A 15,789-nucleotide genomic window follows, 5' to 3' on the forward strand; every position below is an offset into this window, starting at 1 on the left:
GGGCTACGCCAGCGGCATCTCCCTGGGCGACGGCAGCTTCTACGGCCGCCGCGCCGGCCGATCCGCGGCCAAGGGCTAGCCGACCTGCACTGATCCCTACATCCCCCGCCCGACACAGCTGTGGCCGGTGGCGCTTTTGGCATGCCATGTGACAGCGAGCACAGGGCTATGGTACAAACTGGGGTATCTCTAATAGAGATATCGCAGTCAGATGCAATGGAGCTTTGGAGGACCGATGTCAGCGACCCTGGAACCAGCAACTCCCACCGCCGTCATCGACCGCGTCTCCTTGGTGCTGGACGCCTTCGAAGGACCGGGGCGACTGACGCTGGCACAGATCGTGCGTCGCACGGGCTTGCCGCGTTCGTCGGCGCACCGGATGCTCGAGCGGTTGGTGCAGCTGCGCTGGCTGCGCCGCAGCGGCCGTGACTACGAGCTCGGGATGCGGCTGGTCGAGCTTGGCTCCCTGGCCGTGCACCAGGATCGGCTCGTCCGCGCGGCCGCCCCCCTGCTCGGTGAATTGCACCGCGCCACCGGGCTTGTCGTTCATCTGGCGGTTCTGGACGGCCCCGACGTGGTCTACCTCGACAAGATCGGTGACCGGCTGATCAATGCCATCCCCACCCGCGTGGGTGGTCGGCAGCCAGCGCACTGTACCGCGGTCGGCAAGGCGATCCTGGCCTACCGCGACCACGATGCCGAGGTCGACCTGCAAGCCGGCAAGACCAAGTATTCGATCGCCACCAGCTCCCTGCTGGCTGCCGAGTTGGCCAAGGTACGCGCGCACGGTGTCGCCATCGACCGCGAGGAATCACTGTTGGGATTCGGCTGCGTGGCGGCCCCCATCGGTAACCCCGATGAGGCCATCGCCGCGGTATCCGTCTGCGCACCAATGCCACGGATGGCGTTCGATCACCGGCTGACCGCCCCGGTCCGCATGACCGCGGTGAACATCTGGCGCCACATCCAAGATGGCCAGAATCGGGTGGCCCCAACCCTGCAGACCGTGCGGCCATTACTGCCCCATCGGCAACCAGCTGCTGGGCAGCCCACCCTGCAGTACGCGTGAACCTCGACCCCCAGGTTGCCTCGCTGATCGAGGGGCTGGACGCGGGCTTTCCACCGGTCCACACGATGACGGGCGCCCAGGCCAGAGCGGCCATCCGCGAGCGGTTCGTGCCGCCCGCCCAGCCCGAGCCGGTCGCCACAGTTCGAGACCAGACGATCCCGGGCACCGATGCCGAGATTCCGGTGCGGATCTACCGGCCCCACGGCCATGCCGACGACGCAGGCTTGCCCATCCTGGTATACGCGCACGGCGGCGGATTCGTGTTCTGCGACCTCGACAGCCATGACGGCCTGTGCCGCAGTCTGGCCAATCTCGTTCCCGCCGTGGTGGTTTCCGTGGGCTACCGGCTGGCTCCCGAAAATCCTTGGCCCGCAGCGGCCGAGGATGTCTACACCGCCACCCGGTGGGCCGCCGGCGCCACCGGCGGAAGTTCACGCCCTGTTGTGGTGGGTGGTGACAGCGCCGGCGGCAACCTGGCCGCGGTGGCGGCGTTGATGGCGCGCGATCGCGGCGGTCCGGCGATCGCCGCGCAGTTGCTGCTCTACCCGATGCTCGCGGCCGGCTTCGACACCGAGTCATATCGACTGTTCGGCGAGGGTTTCTATAACCCGAAGGCCGCGCTGCAATGGTATTGGGACCAGTACGTGCCCGCACCCGCCGACCGTGACCATCCTTACGCCTCACCGCTGCGAGCGGACCTAGACCGGCTGCCGCCCGCGGTATTGGTCACTGCCGGGCATGATCCGCTTCGTGACGAAGCCATCGCCTACGCCGACGCGCTGCAATCCGCGGGGGTAGTCGCCGTGCGGTGCGGCTTCGAGGGAGGCGTCCACGGGTTCATGACGATGCCGATGCTCGACATCGCCCACCAAGCCCGACGGCAGGCGTGCCGCGAGCTGGCCACGCTGCTCCGCTGACTTACCGTGGTGCGGGCTGGGCGGACCGCTCCTCGATCTTGGTAGGGGGCCCGTAGCGTTGGTCGGGATCGAGCACACAGTGGGTGCGGCCGAAGACGGTGACCATGCACTTGTTGTTGTGGTTGCATCGGCTGCGACTGGCCGGATCGGCGATCATCTTGTTGACCAGGTCGGGTTCCCGCAGCAGCGCCCGACCCATCGCCACGAAGTCAAATCCCTCTCGTCGTGCGGTCTCGATGTGGTCGCGCTGGGTGATGCCGCCGAGCAGGATTAGCTTGGTGTTGCGCATCACCGGCACGAATTGGCGGGCGGCCTCGAGCATGTAGAGGTCGCGGTACGGGTAGTTGCCCATCACGCGCTTGCCGGCCAGCCTGATGGCGGGCCGCAGAGCCGTCGGCATGACGCGGGCGAATTCCCGCACCGGGACGTCGCCCCGGAACAGGTACATCGGTTTGAAAACGGATGAGCCTTGGGTCAGTTCGAGCGCGTCGAGCGTGCCGTCGGTGTCGAGGAGCTGCGCGGTGCGTAACGCCTCATCGATCCAGATACTGCCGGGCAGTCCGTCGTCCATATCCAACTTGGCGATGACGGCGATCTGGCCCCCGGCCACCGCGCGGACGCGTCCGGCGATCTCCCGGGCCAGGCGGGAACGGTTGTCGATCGAGCCGCCGTACTCGTCGGTGCGGCGGTTGATGAGTGGGCTCAGAAACGAGCTCGGCAGGTACAGGTGGCCGAAATGCAGTTCAACAGCGTCGAATCCGGCATCGATGGCTACCTGCGTCGCGGCGCCGAACTGGTCGATGACACTGGCTATCTCGTCGCGGGTGATCGCGCGGCAGTAAGCCCACGACGTCGGGTTGACGAACCGGCTCGGCGACAGGGCGGTCACCCCGGTCAGCGCCTTGGGGGCCACCACCCCGGCGTGGCCCAGCTGAGCCGAGATGGCCGCACCCGCCCCGTGCACGGCATCGGTAAGTCTGCGCAGACCGGGCAGCGCTTGTGAGCTCATGACGATCTGACCCGGGGCGCTGGCGCCCTCGGGCGCGACGCAGCAGTAGGCCACCGTCGTCATGCCCACTCCCCCGTCGGCGAACGTCCGGTGAAACGCGATGAGATCGTCGGTGACCAGCCCGTGGGGCGATCGACCCTCGGAGGTCGCGGCCTTGATGATCGGGTTGCGCAAGGTGGCCGGACCGAGCTGCACGGGACTGAAGGAAGCGCTCACCCCCTCACCGTGGTACCCAGCCCGATGGGGGGCAATGAGGTCCTCCCGATGGCCGGGACTGATCCTGTCCGGGGGTCGCACACGGTCGGTACGGTCACGCCCATGGCCGACGGTCGGATTTTCGTGATCGACAGGGTGGTGACGCGGCCGGGCTGCGCACGGAAGTTCGTGGACACCTACCTCGCCGAGTATGCGCCCGGCGCCCGTTCGCGCGGAATGACGCTGCGCGATGTCCTGGTCAGCCCACCGATCTGGTTCACGGACCAATCCAACACCGTCACCATCACCTGGGCCCTGCCCAGCGCCCAGGCGTGGTGGGAAATGACCTGGAAGGGTCGCCCCGACCCGACGCTGGGCCAGTGGTGGGACCAGATCGGGGAACTCGTCGCCGAGCGGTCCCGCTCGGTCGCCGCGGCCGCCGACGACGTCGATGGGCTCTGCGATGTATAACATCACCCGCCTCCTCGACGTCGCAGACGAACACCGCGATCGGATACTCACGCTGGTGCGCGCGGGCGCTGAGGCAACCGGCGCCCGTCACCGGCTCGTCGAACCAACGCTGCCCGGGGCGCGCAACGGCGGTGACGTCCTCGTCCATTTGAGGTTCGACTCCCCGGGTCAATGGGTCAGCGCCGCAGGCGATTTCACTGCGCTTTTGGGGGACCCCGCGATCACCCATGTCAACGGGGTCGGCTACGGGGGTACGCCAACGCCCAATGGCGACCGCCCGGGCACGGTCTACCGGGCCCTGCTTTTACGGGTGCTGCCCGACACCGACGCCGACACCGTAGCGCGTTTCGAGGACGAGTTGACCTCGATGCCGCACTTCATACCGACGATCAGGGCGTGGCAGCTCAGTCGGGTCGACGACGCGGTCGGGGCATCACGATGGACCCACGTGTTCGAGCAAGAGTTCAGCGACGTCGATGCGCTGATGGGGCCCTATCTGATGCATCCGATCCACTGGGCGGTCGTGGACCGCTGGTTTGATCCCGAATGCCCCGACGTCATCATCCGAGACCGCGTGTGCCACAGCTTCTGTCGATGTGATCACCCCGTCTTGACCACGTCGCCCACCTAGTCGATCTGGGACGGATCCCCGTTGTCCGCGGACGGACTCACATCCCGGCGGGCAGGATGTTCGGATTAGCGTTCGCAGGCGGTTCGAGTGGTGGCAGTTCGGTCTTTCCGTCCAGGCTGTGCACCCGCAGCCGTTGCGACCACGGGTAGTGCAAGCTAAACGCCACCAGGCCGGTGCGTTCGGCCGCCGGTAGATGACACATCGCCAGCACGGTTTCGGCCAGATACTCCACGGGTTCGGTCGGAAAGCCCTCCGGGATAAGCGCGGATGCGCCGGGAGTGCGCACAGCGGTCGACGGGCCAACACAATTCACCGCGATGTTCGCGTCGAGCAGCTCGGCGGCCACCCCCTGGGTGAACCGGTGCAGTGCGGCCTTGCACGACGCGTAAATCACGTCGCCGGAGGTCTTGTTGTATTCGCGGTACGGCCGCACCGGTGCCACACCGGTGACCGAGCCGATGTTGACGATCCATCCGCCGCCCAGTTTGCGCATGTGCGGAACCGCGGCCTTGGTCAGCACGAAGGGCGTGCGCAGATAGTGCTCGACGGTGCGGTCGAAGGTCTGCAGCGGCATGTCCTCGATGACCGAGTAGTCGGCGAAGCCGGCGTTGTTGACCAAGATGTCGATGCGGCCGGTGCGGTCGAGCACCTGGTCGACCAGGGCCCCACGCGCCCGGGCGTCTTCGAGGTCGGCGACCACCCCGAACGCCGACCCGCCGGCATCTTCGATCAGGGCGATGGTCTCCTCGATCGTGCCGGGTAGTGTGCGATCGGACCCGGCGCGCCGCGAGCGTGAGGGTGCGTGAGCGCGCGCCGTCACCGCGACGGTGGCACCCTCGGCCGCCAGCCGCTGGGCCACCGCACGACCGATGCCGCGGCTGCTGCCTGTTACCAAAGCCGTCCTGCCAGAAAGTAACTCGTTCACCGCAGTGCAAAGTCCTGCTCGATCGGCGCCCGGTGCTGATGCCAGACGTCGACCAGTCGGTAAGGCGTGGCCACCACCACCCGCCCCGAACCGGACCGGTAGTAGGTGTGGGCGTTGGGTGTGTGGCACCATACCGTGCCGAGCATCGCCTCATCGATCGCGGCAACGTAATCTTCGTATGCCTGCTGGGTGACCTCGATCGTGGTGGCGCCGCGCAGCGCCATCAACTGCAAGCATTCGACGATGTAGTGCGCTAGCACCTCCATGGAGAAGTTCGCTCCCGCACCGTGTCCCGGGCTGTAGTTGGGTGCCGACATGATGAACAGGTTGGGAAAGCCGGGCACCGTGCCACCACGGTACGCACGGGGGTTGTCACCCCACTCGTCAGCCAGCTTCTTGCCGCCGCGACCGCGGATGTCCACGGTGGATAAAAAGTCCAGGTAGTAGCCGGTCGCGTAGACGATGACGTCGAGGTCGACCTGCCGGCCGTCCTGGGTGACAATGCCTTTCGGGTTGACCTCGGCCGGCTCGCTGGCCTCCACGTCGACATGGTCGCGGGTCAACGCCGCGTAGTAGCCGCCCGGGTCACGGATGATCCGCTTGCCGTAGGGCGCGAAATCCGGGGTGACCTTCTTGGCCAGCTCGGTGCCTTTTCCGAAGGTGTCCTCGATGTAGCGCAGGCACATCTGCAGAAGGACGTCATTGGCCGGCGAGATCGACAGGTGCTCTTTGTTCCAGTCCGGGTCTTGCAGGATAATCGGGTAGTTGTTGTCCGCGGTGCCCCAATAGGACTTGAGCCGGTGCCACTTCGCGTAGTAGGGCAGGTGCTGTCCCAGGTAACGCCGGAACGCGGGCACCTCATCGGTCAGCCGCTTACGCGGTGCCACCCAGTGTGGCTGCCGCTGGAACACCGTCAGGTGCTCGACCTGGTCAACGCACGCGTCGACGATCTGTACGGCGGTGCAGCCCGCCCCGATCACAGCCACCTTCTTGCCGGTGAGATCGAGTGAAGAATCCCACAGCGCCGAATGAATGCTGGTGCCCGCGAAGGTGTCTCGACCCTCGACATCCGGCCAGCGCGGCCGGTTGAGGTAGCCCGCCGCGGCGACCACGACACTGGCATAGCTGATCGTGCGACGGCCCTGGGCATCGACCGCATGGAGTTGCCATTGGTTGCGTTCCTCGTCCCACCACAACGCCTCGATCTCGGTGCCGAACCGAATGTGGTCGCGCAGCTTGTGTTTATCGGCCAGCGCCACCAAATAGTTCTGATATTCCCCACCCTGCGGGTAGTAGCTGCTCCAGTCCGGGTTCACCTCCCACGACAGCGAGTAATACGCCGACGGCGTATCGACACCGATGCCCGGATAGGTGGTGGTCAGCCAGGTGCCGCCGACCTCGTCATTGCGGTCGAAGATCTCAAACGCGACTCCCTCAGCGGCGGCCGCCAGCGCCATGCTGATCCCGGCCAGACCGGCACCGATGATGGCGATGTTGATCGTCTCGGGGATCGGCATGGTGCGCGGCAAGGTTGGCTGTGACCGCTGGAAGCCGCCCTGTTCGAGCAACAGGTCCACCTGCTCGTCGTCGACCTGCGAACCCAGCGCTACAGGTAACAGCCGGGCGAAGAAGTCCCGGTCCACAGGTGCTGACGCATCGGCACACCGTGGTCGTCCCAGCGCCTCGACGAGGGCCTCCACCAGCGATTCGGCCGTGTCGGGGTCCGTAACGCCGGCCCGCTCGGGTGGGTCGGCAACATAGGAGATCTTGGGCGCGTAGGTGTCGATCACCGACACGTCGCCGGTAAGCTGCGCCAGCACCGCCAGCAGCACACCCGGGTCAGCCTGACGCAGGTTGGTGCGCAGCTCGTCGGGGTCAGGAGCGGCCGGTCCGGTGGGCGACGTCGATTCGGTAGCGGCGGTCATGCCATTGAGTCTGAAGCCCGCCGCCACCCCGGGCACCGCTGTTGTCTACTCAGCGGGAGGTCTGGATCACGGAAAACGACATTTGGACCTAGTGTTCGTCCCATGCAACCCGCGCACCACGACGACCGAGTGACACGGGAACTGGACGCCGCGGTCGCTCAGGCGCGCAGTCAATCGCTCGGCGACATCCCCCGCCGGTCAGCCCGCCGTCAGCCGGAGAAAACCGCGATCATCGACGGTGATGTGGTGCTGACGTTCGCCGAGTTCGACCAGCTGGTGGACAAAGCCGCAGCCGCCCTGCGCGACAACGGCTTTGCCCCCGGCGATCGCGTTGCGCTACTGTCCCACAACTGCTGGCAGTTCGCGGTCTTGGCATTCGCGACCGCGCGCGCGGGGGTGGTCCTGGTGCCCATCAATTTCATGCTCACGGCCGAGGAGATCGCCTATATCCTCGGGCACAGCCGGGTCCGTGGATTCGTCGTCGAATCCGCTCTGACCGCGATGGCCGAAAAGGCGATGCGCTTGGGCGGGGCTGTCACGACAAAAGTTGCGCTGATGGCCGACGGCGCCATCCCTCCTGTCGGCTGGCACGACTTTGCTCAGTGGCTCACCACGACCACAGTCGCACCGAACCCGCCCATCGATGATGAGCAACTCGTGCGGCTGATGTACACCAGTGGCACCGAATCACGGCCCAAGGCCGTCATGCACACCAGCCGCAGCCTGATGTGGCAGTACGTCAGCACCATCGTGGCCGGGGCGATGTCACCGGACGACGTCGAAATCCACTCACTGCCGCTCTATCACTGCGCGCAGTTGGACAACTTCTTGGCCACCGACCTCTATCTGGGAGCGACCAGCATCATCCTGTCGCGGCCGGACCCCGAATTGGTCCTGCGTACCATCGCGCGGTACGGAGTGACGAATTACTTTGCGCCACCCACAGTATGGATTTCACTGCTGCGTTGCCCGATCTTCGACGATGTCGACCTGTCCAGCCTGCGCAAGGGCTACTACGGCGCCTCACCGATGCCCGCCGAAGTCCTACACGAAATACGCCGACGGCTGCCGAATCTGAGGCTGTGGAACTTCTATGGGCAAACCGAGATGGCGCCGCTGGCATCGGCGCTGGGACCCGACGAGCAGGACACCCACGCCGGCGCGGCCGGACGCCCGGTGGTCAACGTCGAAACCACCATCCTCGATGACGAGGATTGCCCCGTGGCACCCGGCATGGTGGGTGAAATCGCCCACCGCAGCCCGCATCTGATGATCGGCTACCTGGACGACCCTGCTAAAACGGCGGAGGCCTTCCGCGGCGGCTGGTTTCATTCCGGCGACCTGGGTTACTACGACGAGCACGGACTGTTGCACGTCGTGGACCGCAAAAAAGACATGATAAAAACAGGCGGCGAGAACGTTGCCAGCCGCGAAGTAGAAGAAATTCTGTACCGCCACAACGGGATCCAGGAGGCCGCCGTATTCGGTCTGGCGCATCCCGTCTGGGTGGAGGCCGTGGTCGCCGCAGTAGTAACCCGCAACGGCGTCACCCTCACCGAAGACGACGTCCTCGTGCACTGCCGGCAGCATCTCGCCGGCTTCAAGACGCCCAAACGGGTCTTCTTCGTCGATTCACTGCCGAAAAACCCCAGCGGCAAACTTCTCAAACGCGCCCTGCGGGACGCTTTCACCCTCGAATTCGCCAGCCAATGAAGGGACCGCTCTGTCGTGTTTAAAGGCCGCATCGCGCGATTCGACCAACCCGGTAAGCCGTTCGACATCGAAACGGTCAGCCTTCCGGATGTGGGCCCTGGTCAAATCCTGATCAAAGTGAGTCGCGCCAACATCTGCGGCTCTGACCTACACGCCTGGCACGGCACATTCGCCACCGGCGGCCTGGGAGGCCAACTACCCACCGTGTTGGGCCATGAAATGGTCGGCGCGATCGAGGCGCTGGGCGCGGGTGTCACCACCGATTCGGACGGCGTGCCGCTGACCGTGGGCACCCGGGTGGTCTTTCCCTACTTCTTCTCGTGTCACACCTGCCGAAATTGCCTGGCGGGCAGGCGAAACGCCTGCCTGAAGCTGACGATGGCCATGCTCGGCCGCGCCGACGAGCCACCCTATTTCGTCGGCGGCTACGCCGACTACTTCCTGCTGCCCGCCGGGGCGGTGGTCTACACGGTCCCCGATTCGGTATCCGATGACATCGCCGCAGGCGCGAATTGCGCACTGTCACAGGTCATGTACGGTCTGGAGCGTGTCGACCTGCAGCTTGGTGAATCGGTGGTGGTGCAGGGGGCGGGTGCGCTGGGTCTGTACGCAGTGGCGGTGGCAAAAGCGCGCGGCGCTGCCCGCGTGATCGCCATCGATGGTGTGGCCGAGCGCCTAGAGCTGGCGACCGCCTTCGGCGCCGACACGGTCATCGACATCAACGACGTCGCGACGGTCAAAGATCGGACCAAGCTCGTGCGACAACTGACTGACGGCCAGGGCGCCGATGTCGTGGTCGAGGTGGTCGGCCATCCCTCGGCCATCGACGAAGGCCTCAAGATGCTCGGCCAATTCGGCCGCTACGTGGAGATCGGAAACATCAACATTGGCAAGACCTTCGAATTCGACCCGTCCCGCTTTGTCTTCGGCAACAAGATGATGGTCGGCGTGTCGTTGTACGACCCCATCGTGTTGTCGCGGGCGCTGACATTTCTCGAACAGCATCAGGCCAGGCTGCCGTTGCACCGACTGGCCGCGGCCTGTTACCCACTCGACAACATCAACGACGCCTTCGCGGCGGCCGAGAGCAAGCGCGACGTTCGCGCGAGCATCGTGCCCTAACGACAGAAAGCAGACCACGACCAATGCATGACTACGCCAGGAAGACATTGTTCATCGGCGGCGAGTGGATCACGCCGGCCGGCACGGACCTCATCGAGGTGATCGACCCCTCGACAGAACAGGTCATCGGCACGGTTCCCGGAGGTACCGAAGCAGACGTCGATGCGGCAGTGTCCGCAGCACGGCGCGCCTTTGACCCGCTGATCAGCGTCGCCGAGCGCCGCCAGCGCGTCGCGGCGGTGATCGCCGCCCTGGAGAAGCGTCTGCCGGACATCGCCGAGACGATCACCCGGGAAATGGGTGCGCCGGTGCGCATCGCGCAGACCGTGCAGACCCAGGTCCCGCTGGCGGTGGCCCGCGGCTTCGCTGACGTTCTGGATGGTTTCGACTTCGAAGAACAAGTGGGAAACTCGCTGATCCTGCGCGAACCCTACGGCGTGGTCGGCGCAATCACCCCCTGGAACTATCCGCTTTATCAGGTGGTCGCCAAGGTGGTCCCGGCGATCGCGGCCGGTTGCACGGTGGTTCTCAAACCCAGCAATGAAGCACCGCTGTCGGTGTTCGAGTTCGTCGAGGCCCTCGAGGAGGCCGGTCTGCCCGCCGGCGTGGTGAACCTGGTTTCGGGGCGCGGCGCGCTGATCGGTGAGCGCATCGCCGCCCATCCCGAAATCGACTTCGTCTCGTTCACCGGTTCCACGGGCGTCGGAGCCCGCGTCGGGGAGTTGGCCGGGCGGTCGGTGAAGAAGGTCGCACTTGAACTTGGCGGCAAGTCAGCCAACGTCATCCTCGACGACGCCGACCTGGCGACCGCGGTCAAGGTCGGAGTCGGCAACGCCTTCCTCAACGGCGGCCAGACCTGCATGGCCTGGACACGGATGCTGGTGCCCCAGTCCCGCTACGGGGAGGCCCTGGAACTGATCGAGGCCGCCGTGTCGAAATACACCGTGGGCGATCCGCTCGACCCGGCGACCCGAATCGGACCCTCGGCTTCGGCGGGCCAGTTCGAAACCGTGCGGGGATTCATCGAACGCGCGCAACGCGACGGTGCGCGCCTGATCACCGGGGGCGCCGAGCCGATCCGCGAGGTCGGCTACTACGTCGCACCCACGGTGTTCGGCGACGTCGACCCGGACTCCGAACTCGGCCAAGAAGAGGTCTTCGGTCCCGTCCTCGCGGTCATCCCATTTACTGACGAGACCGACGCCCTGCGCATCGCCAACGGCACCCCATACGGCCTCTCGGGCGCGGTGTGGGCGGCCGACACCGACCGGGCCATCGCCTTCGCGCGCGAGGTGCAGACCGGCCAGCTCGACATCAACGGCGGCAAGTACAACCCGGTGGCACCGTTCGGCGGCTACAAGAAGTCCGGCATCGGACGTGAACTCGGCCGCGCCGGATTCGAAGAGTACTTGCAGACCAAGTCCCTGCAGCTGCCGGCATGAGCGGGCCTCTCGATATCGCGACCAGCGGACCCACGCAGGTATGGACGATCGACCTGCCGCACCTTGGCAACGCGATCACCGACAAAGCGTTCATCTCCGCGTTCGAGGCCGCGGTCGACAATGCCAACGCCGACACCGACATTCGTGCGTTGATCCTCACCGGGCGCGGCAAAATCTTCTCCGCCGGCGGCAACGTCAAAGAGATGGCCGACCGAGACGGCATGTTCGGTCTGGACGCTCGGGCCCAACGGCACGCCTACGTCGACGGCATCCAACGGATTCCGCGGGCGCTGGCCCGACTCGAGGTTCCGCTGATCGCAGCAGTCAATGGGCCGGCCATCGGCGCCGGTTGCGATCTGGCGATGATGTGCGACATCCGAGTGGCCTCTGAGCGGGCGTCCTTCGCCGAGAGCTTCGTGCAGCTCGGCCTGATCCCCGGCGACGGGGGAACCTGGTTTCTGCCGCGGGCGGTGGGCTACGAGCGCGCCGCCGAGATGACCTTCACCGGTGACCGCATCGATGCGGCGACCGCCCTGCAGTGGGGCATGGTCAGCCGGGTGGTGCCCCACGACGACCTGCTCGCCCACGCGCACGCGTTGGCCGAGCGCATCGCTGCCAACCCTGCGCACGCGCTACGGATGGCCAAACGGTTGCTGCGGGAATCGCAGACGGCGTCACTGGAAACCACGCTGGGGATGGCCGCGGCCATGCAGCCGCTGGCACACCGCGATCCCGAACATGAACGGCGTATCGCCAGGTGGAAGACGACCTGATGGCGCTGCCCCGGATGGTGCCACCGGCCGCCGTCGACCCATCGACGCAGGCGCTACGCGCGGAGGTCCGTCGGTTTCTCGCCGACCAACGCGCCGCGGGCGCCTTCACCCCGTCGGTTGACGCCTGGCTCACGGGGTGGGACGAGACTTTCACCGCCGCCCTGGCGGCGCGCGGCTGGATCGGTATGACGGTGCCCGTCGAGTACGGCGGACATGGGCGCTCATTTCTGGAACGGTTCGCGGTTACCGAGGAACTGCTGGCCGCCGGCGCGCCGGTCGCCGCGCACTGGATCGCCGACCGCCAGATCGTGCCCTCACTGCTGAAATACGGCACCGAACTGCAGAAGTCGCAATTCTTGCCTCGGATCGTACGCGGCGACTGCTTCTTCGCCATCGGTATGAGCGAGCCCGATTCCGGTTCTGATCTGGCCAGTGTCCGTACCCGCGCCGTGCGTGTGGAGGGAGGTTGGTCGCTGTCGGGCACCAAGGTCTGGACGTCGGGCGCACACCGCGCCCACGCCTTCATCGTCCTTGCCCGCACTGCACCGGTGAATCCAGACCAGCGCCATGCTGGGCTCAGCCAGTTCATCGTCGACCTGCGCGGTTCGGGGGTGCAGGTCCGTCCGATCATTTCGATGAACGGAGCGCACCACTTCAACGAGGTGATCCTCGACCAGACATTCGTGCCCGACGCCATGGTGTTCGGTGACATCGGCGCGGGCTGGGCGCAGGTGACGTCCGAGTTGAGTTTTGAGCGCAGCGGACCCGAACGCTTCCTCTCTACTTTCGTTCTGCTCGCAGCGACCACCGCCGACATGGCGACCCAGCGCATCTCGCGAGACGAGAGCCTCGGGCGCCTGGTGGCCCGGGTTGCCGGCCTGCACCAGATGTCAACCGCAGTCGCGGGCGCCCTGGAGCGCCGCGACTCCGCTGACGTGGCCGCGGCGGTGGTCAAGGTGCTGGGCACCACCGTCGAGGGTGACATCGCCGACCTCGCTGACCGGCATGGCGGCGTCGATGCGGCATCCGCGGAGCTGATAACCGCCGCGGTGGACCAGCGCCCCGGCTTTACCCTGCGTGGCGGAACCAACGAGGTGTTGCGCGGTGTGATTGCCCGCGGATTGGGGATCCGTTGACAACCTCACCGATGGACGCGACCCCGGTGGACCCGGCCCTGATCGACATGATGCGCGCGGTGTTCGGCGCGTACCGCACGACGCGGCCATCCGAGGCCGCCGTCGATCGTGACGCCCAGCTATGGCACCAGCTTGACGAGCTCGGACTGGTGCGCCTCACCGGCCCCGAACACTCCGGCGGCAGCGGCGCCGGCTGGCATGAAGCGGCCGAGCTGCTCACCGTCGCTGTTCAGCACGGCGCGCGAATCCCCTTGGCCGAGCACGATTTATTGGCATGCTGGCTGCTAGAGGCCATCGGATCACCGTGCGACGACGCGGTACGGACCGTGTGCCTGCTCGATGCCCAGGGCGCCGCGAGGGGGGTGCCCTGGGCGTCTCGCGCCCAACAGATCGTGGTCATCTGGCAGCGGGGCGGCGGGTATTACGCCGCCGATGTCAAGGTCGAGTCGCTGGATATCACGCCCGGCGCCAATACGATCGGCGAGCCGCGGGATAGCGTCGTCGCCGACCCCGCCACCTTGCGCGGTGTTCCCCTCGAGGCGCCGCTGGTTGACCAGCTGCGGCTGAAATCGGCCTTGGTGCGCGCGGTGCAGGTGTGTGCCGCGATGGACCAGATTCTCGAGCTTTCGATCGAGCACGCGAGCTCACGCGTCCAGTTCGGTCGGCCCCTTTCGCGCTTTCAGGCCGTGCAGAGCATGATCGCCGACATCGCTGCGCAGGCCGCCCTGGCGCGATCGGCCACAGAGGCGGCGCTGACGGCGGCGGTCACCAGCGCGTGGTCGGCGTCGAACCTCGCCTTCCTTGTCGCAGTGGCACGTTCGTGTGTGGGCCACGCCGCGTCCGTGGCGGTGCGTAACGCTCACCAGGTTCATGGCGCGATCGGCACCACGCGCGAGCACCGGTTACACGAGTTCACCCGGCCTGCCTTGGTGTGGCGCGGGGAGTTCGGCTCCGTGCAGTATTGGGACGAACAGGTCACGTCGGCCGCGCTTGGGGCGGGAGCCGCCGGGCTATGGAGCCTGATCAGCGGCTGAGGAGCAACGACGGTGTTCCACTCAACGGGCGTCGGGGTGTTAGCGGGGCCACAGCCGGGTTTGACTGTGGGCATGAGCAACGACATCACGCTGTCGGAACTGCAGGAGTTCATCGCCGCCTTCTGGTACCACTACGACGAAGCCAACTATGACGAGCTGGCGGCCAGCTACGCCCACGATGTGCACTACCTGACCCGAAGCGACAGTGGCGCCAGTCCTTTCGAGGAGCTGATGTCGCCCGAACTCGACGGTCGTGACGCGGTCATCGAGTGGCTGTCCGAGCATCGCAAGCAAAGCCCCTACCCGCTGCGTCACCACGCCACGAACGTGCACCGCACCGGCACCGATAGCGGCGTAACCCGCGCCCGCTTCTACATCTTCGTCAACCAGATCGCCAACTTCGTGCCGTTCGCGGTGTCCAGCGGGGTGGTCAACGTCGGCGTGCGCCGCGGCCCCGATGGACTGGAGTTCACCGATATGGACGTCGTGCTGGATGCCACCAACTCCGTGCTGCTATCCGAACTGCACAGCGGCACCGCCACCGCGTCGCAACCATGACCGTTCAAGAGCTCTTCTCCGGCGGGGTCGCCGTCATCACCGGAGCCGGTTCCGGGATCGGCGCCGGCATGGCCCGCTACGCCGGTAAATTGGGCATGACCGTGGTGCTCGCCGATGTCGATGCGCACAGCATCGCCGCCCTGCGCGAGGAGCTCACCGCCGCGGGCAGCACCGCGGTCGACATGGTGTGCGACGTGCGGGATCCCGTCGCCATGCAAGAGCTCGCCGACAAGACCCACCGCGATGTCGGGCCGGTGCGATTGCTGGTGAACAACGCCGGAATTGAACAGTTCGGCTACCTGTGGGACACCCCGGTGGCCAATTGGCGGCGGATCGTCGACATCAACATCAGCGGGGTCTTCTACGGCATCCGCGCGTTCCTGCCGCCGATGATGGCCACCCCCGAGCAGGCGTGGGTGTGGAATGTGTCGTCGGTCGGCGGGGTCGTCGCGATGCCACTGCAAACGCCCTACATCGTGAGCAAGCATGCCGTGCTGGCCATGACCGAGTGTCTCAACCTCGAAGTCCAGTCCAGCGGGCACGACCACCACATTCACGTCCAGGCCGTGCTGCCCGGCCCGGTGCTGTCCAACATCTTCGAATCAGCCGGCGGCGTCGACGCCACTGAGGCCACCGACGTCGCGGCCGCCGAGGCGCACCGTACGGCCATGCTCGATCTGAAGGCCGACGCGATGGACCCGCTGACAGCCGCCGCGGTGGTGTTCGAGCAGGCCGCCCAAGGCGGCTTCTATCTGCTCACCCATCCCGACTATGTTCGGTCGGCGATGCAAGAGCGCGCCAACATCCTTGCGTCCCAACAGGCTCCGGTATTGCGCACTGAGCGCCGGTTCGACCCCGCCCGGCATTAG

Annotated in this window: 15 protein-coding genes; 12 read left to right on the top strand and 3 right to left on the bottom strand. The window is 66.3% G+C overall.

All coding sequences use genetic code 11. The features are described from left to right. The first annotated feature begins 235 nt into the window (after positions 1–235). Together BST44_RS17850 and lipP1 are read left to right on the top strand one after the other, a co-directional pair. Entirely contained in the window at positions 236–1,069 is an 834-nt protein-coding gene (locus BST44_RS17850; protein ID WP_083178442.1) for an IclR family transcriptional regulator, read from the top strand. Then, a complete protein-coding gene (lipP1, locus tag BST44_RS17855; RefSeq protein ID WP_083178443.1) occupies positions 1,066–1,986 on the top strand; it encodes a LipP1 family hormone-sensitive lipase in 921 nt (306 codons plus the stop codon). The genes BST44_RS17850 and lipP1 overlap by 4 nt, the downstream gene beginning before the upstream one ends. 1 nt (position 1,987) lies before the next feature. Here the strand turns inward: lipP1 and BST44_RS17860 are convergent, their stop codons facing one another. Next, complete coding sequence (locus tag BST44_RS17860) at positions 1,988–3,211, bottom strand: NADH:flavin oxidoreductase (RefSeq protein WP_083178444.1); 1,224 nt, start codon at positions 3,209–3,211, stop codon at positions 1,988–1,990. Between the two features lie 102 nt (positions 3,212–3,313). On the opposite strand from BST44_RS17860, the gene BST44_RS17865 reads away from it, so the two are divergent. Together BST44_RS17865 and BST44_RS17870 are read left to right on the top strand one after the other, a co-directional pair. Beyond that, positions 3,314–3,661, top strand: coding sequence for a hypothetical protein (locus tag BST44_RS17865; RefSeq protein WP_083178445.1), 348 nt, complete (start codon positions 3,314–3,316; stop codon positions 3,659–3,661). Then, positions 3,654–4,292 carry a Dabb family protein gene (locus tag BST44_RS17870; RefSeq protein WP_083178446.1) on the top strand — a complete coding sequence of 213 codons (639 nt, stop codon included), beginning with the start codon at positions 3,654–3,656 and terminating at the stop codon, positions 4,290–4,292. Before BST44_RS17865 ends, BST44_RS17870 begins: the two co-directional genes overlap by 8 nt. A gap of 37 nt (positions 4,293–4,329) precedes the next feature. Here BST44_RS17870 and BST44_RS17875 read toward each other — a convergent pair whose 3' ends face one another. Both BST44_RS17875 and BST44_RS17880 read right to left on the bottom strand, forming a co-directional pair. Continuing rightward, the gene (locus tag BST44_RS17875) at positions 4,330–5,217 is read right to left on the bottom strand and encodes an SDR family NAD(P)-dependent oxidoreductase (RefSeq protein ID WP_083178447.1); all 888 of its coding nucleotides are present in this window, start codon (positions 5,215–5,217) and stop codon (positions 4,330–4,332) included. Next, the gene (locus tag BST44_RS17880; protein ID WP_083178448.1) at positions 5,214–7,142 is read right to left on the bottom strand and encodes a flavin-containing monooxygenase; all 1,929 of its coding nucleotides are present in this window, start codon (positions 7,140–7,142) and stop codon (positions 5,214–5,216) included. The genes BST44_RS17875 and BST44_RS17880 overlap by 4 nt, the downstream gene beginning before the upstream one ends. Positions 7,143–7,244: 102 nt before the next feature. Between BST44_RS17880 and BST44_RS17885 the strand changes: the two genes are divergently transcribed. The 8 genes from BST44_RS17885 to BST44_RS17920 all read left to right on the top strand — a co-directional run bounded on the left by BST44_RS17885 (position 7,245) and on the right by BST44_RS17920 (position 15,789). After that, positions 7,245–8,855 carry an acyl-CoA synthetase gene (locus tag BST44_RS17885; protein ID WP_083178449.1) on the top strand — a complete coding sequence of 537 codons (1,611 nt, stop codon included), beginning with the start codon at positions 7,245–7,247 and terminating at the stop codon, positions 8,853–8,855. A gap of 15 nt (positions 8,856–8,870) precedes the next feature. Beyond that, the gene (locus BST44_RS17890; protein ID WP_083178450.1) at positions 8,871–9,977 is read left to right on the top strand and encodes a zinc-binding dehydrogenase; all 1,107 of its coding nucleotides are present in this window, start codon (positions 8,871–8,873) and stop codon (positions 9,975–9,977) included. A gap of 23 nt (positions 9,978–10,000) precedes the next feature. After that, positions 10,001–11,419: an aldehyde dehydrogenase family protein gene (locus BST44_RS17895; protein ID WP_083178451.1), complete on the top strand. Its 1,419-nt coding sequence runs from the start codon at positions 10,001–10,003 to the stop codon at positions 11,417–11,419. Then, positions 11,416–12,192 carry a crotonase/enoyl-CoA hydratase family protein gene (locus tag BST44_RS17900; protein ID WP_083178452.1) on the top strand — a complete coding sequence of 259 codons (777 nt, stop codon included), beginning with the start codon at positions 11,416–11,418 and terminating at the stop codon, positions 12,190–12,192. Before BST44_RS17895 ends, BST44_RS17900 begins: the two co-directional genes overlap by 4 nt. Then, positions 12,192–13,328 (top strand): acyl-CoA dehydrogenase family protein, encoded by a 1,137-nt coding sequence (locus BST44_RS17905; protein WP_083178503.1) that lies wholly within the window; start codon positions 12,192–12,194, stop codon positions 13,326–13,328. Before BST44_RS17900 ends, BST44_RS17905 begins: the two co-directional genes overlap by 1 nt. A gap of 11 nt (positions 13,329–13,339) precedes the next feature. Then, a complete protein-coding gene (locus BST44_RS17910; protein ID WP_083178453.1) occupies positions 13,340–14,362 on the top strand; it encodes an acyl-CoA dehydrogenase family protein in 1,023 nt (340 codons plus the stop codon). Positions 14,363–14,434: 72 nt separating this feature from the next. Continuing rightward, positions 14,435–14,920 carry a nuclear transport factor 2 family protein gene (locus tag BST44_RS17915; protein ID WP_083178454.1) on the top strand — a complete coding sequence of 162 codons (486 nt, stop codon included), beginning with the start codon at positions 14,435–14,437 and terminating at the stop codon, positions 14,918–14,920. Then, positions 14,917–15,789: an SDR family NAD(P)-dependent oxidoreductase gene (locus BST44_RS17920; RefSeq protein WP_083178455.1), complete on the top strand. Its 873-nt coding sequence runs from the start codon at positions 14,917–14,919 to the stop codon at positions 15,787–15,789. Before BST44_RS17915 ends, BST44_RS17920 begins: the two co-directional genes overlap by 4 nt.

The sequence above is a fragment of the Mycobacterium scrofulaceum genome, from assembly GCF_002086735.1.
GTDB classification, from domain to species: Bacteria; Actinomycetota; Actinomycetes; order Mycobacteriales; family Mycobacteriaceae; genus Mycobacterium; species Mycobacterium scrofulaceum.

Coding starts and splice junctions, on each gene's coding strand:
- BST44_RS17850 (WP_083178442.1), top strand. CDS start 236: ATGTCAGCGACCCTGGAACCAGCAACTCCCACCGCCGTCATCGACCGC.
- BST44_RS17865 (WP_083178445.1), top strand. CDS start 3,314: ATGGCCGACGGTCGGATTTTCGTGATCGACAGGGTGGTGACGCGGCCG.
- BST44_RS17870 (WP_083178446.1), top strand. CDS start 3,654: ATGTATAACATCACCCGCCTCCTCGACGTCGCAGACGAACACCGCGAT.
- BST44_RS17880 (WP_083178448.1), bottom strand. CDS start 7,142: ATGACCGCCGCTACCGAATCGACGTCGCCCACCGGACCGGCCGCTCCT.
- BST44_RS17885 (WP_083178449.1), top strand. CDS start 7,245: ATGCAACCCGCGCACCACGACGACCGAGTGACACGGGAACTGGACGCC.
- BST44_RS17895 (WP_083178451.1), top strand. CDS start 10,001: ATGCATGACTACGCCAGGAAGACATTGTTCATCGGCGGCGAGTGGATC.
- BST44_RS17900 (WP_083178452.1), top strand. CDS start 11,416: ATGAGCGGGCCTCTCGATATCGCGACCAGCGGACCCACGCAGGTATGG.
- BST44_RS17905 (WP_083178503.1), top strand. CDS start 12,192: ATGGCGCTGCCCCGGATGGTGCCACCGGCCGCCGTCGACCCATCGACG.
- BST44_RS17910 (WP_083178453.1), top strand. CDS start 13,340: ATGGACGCGACCCCGGTGGACCCGGCCCTGATCGACATGATGCGCGCG.
- BST44_RS17915 (WP_083178454.1), top strand. CDS start 14,435: ATGAGCAACGACATCACGCTGTCGGAACTGCAGGAGTTCATCGCCGCC.
- BST44_RS17920 (WP_083178455.1), top strand. CDS start 14,917: ATGACCGTTCAAGAGCTCTTCTCCGGCGGGGTCGCCGTCATCACCGGA.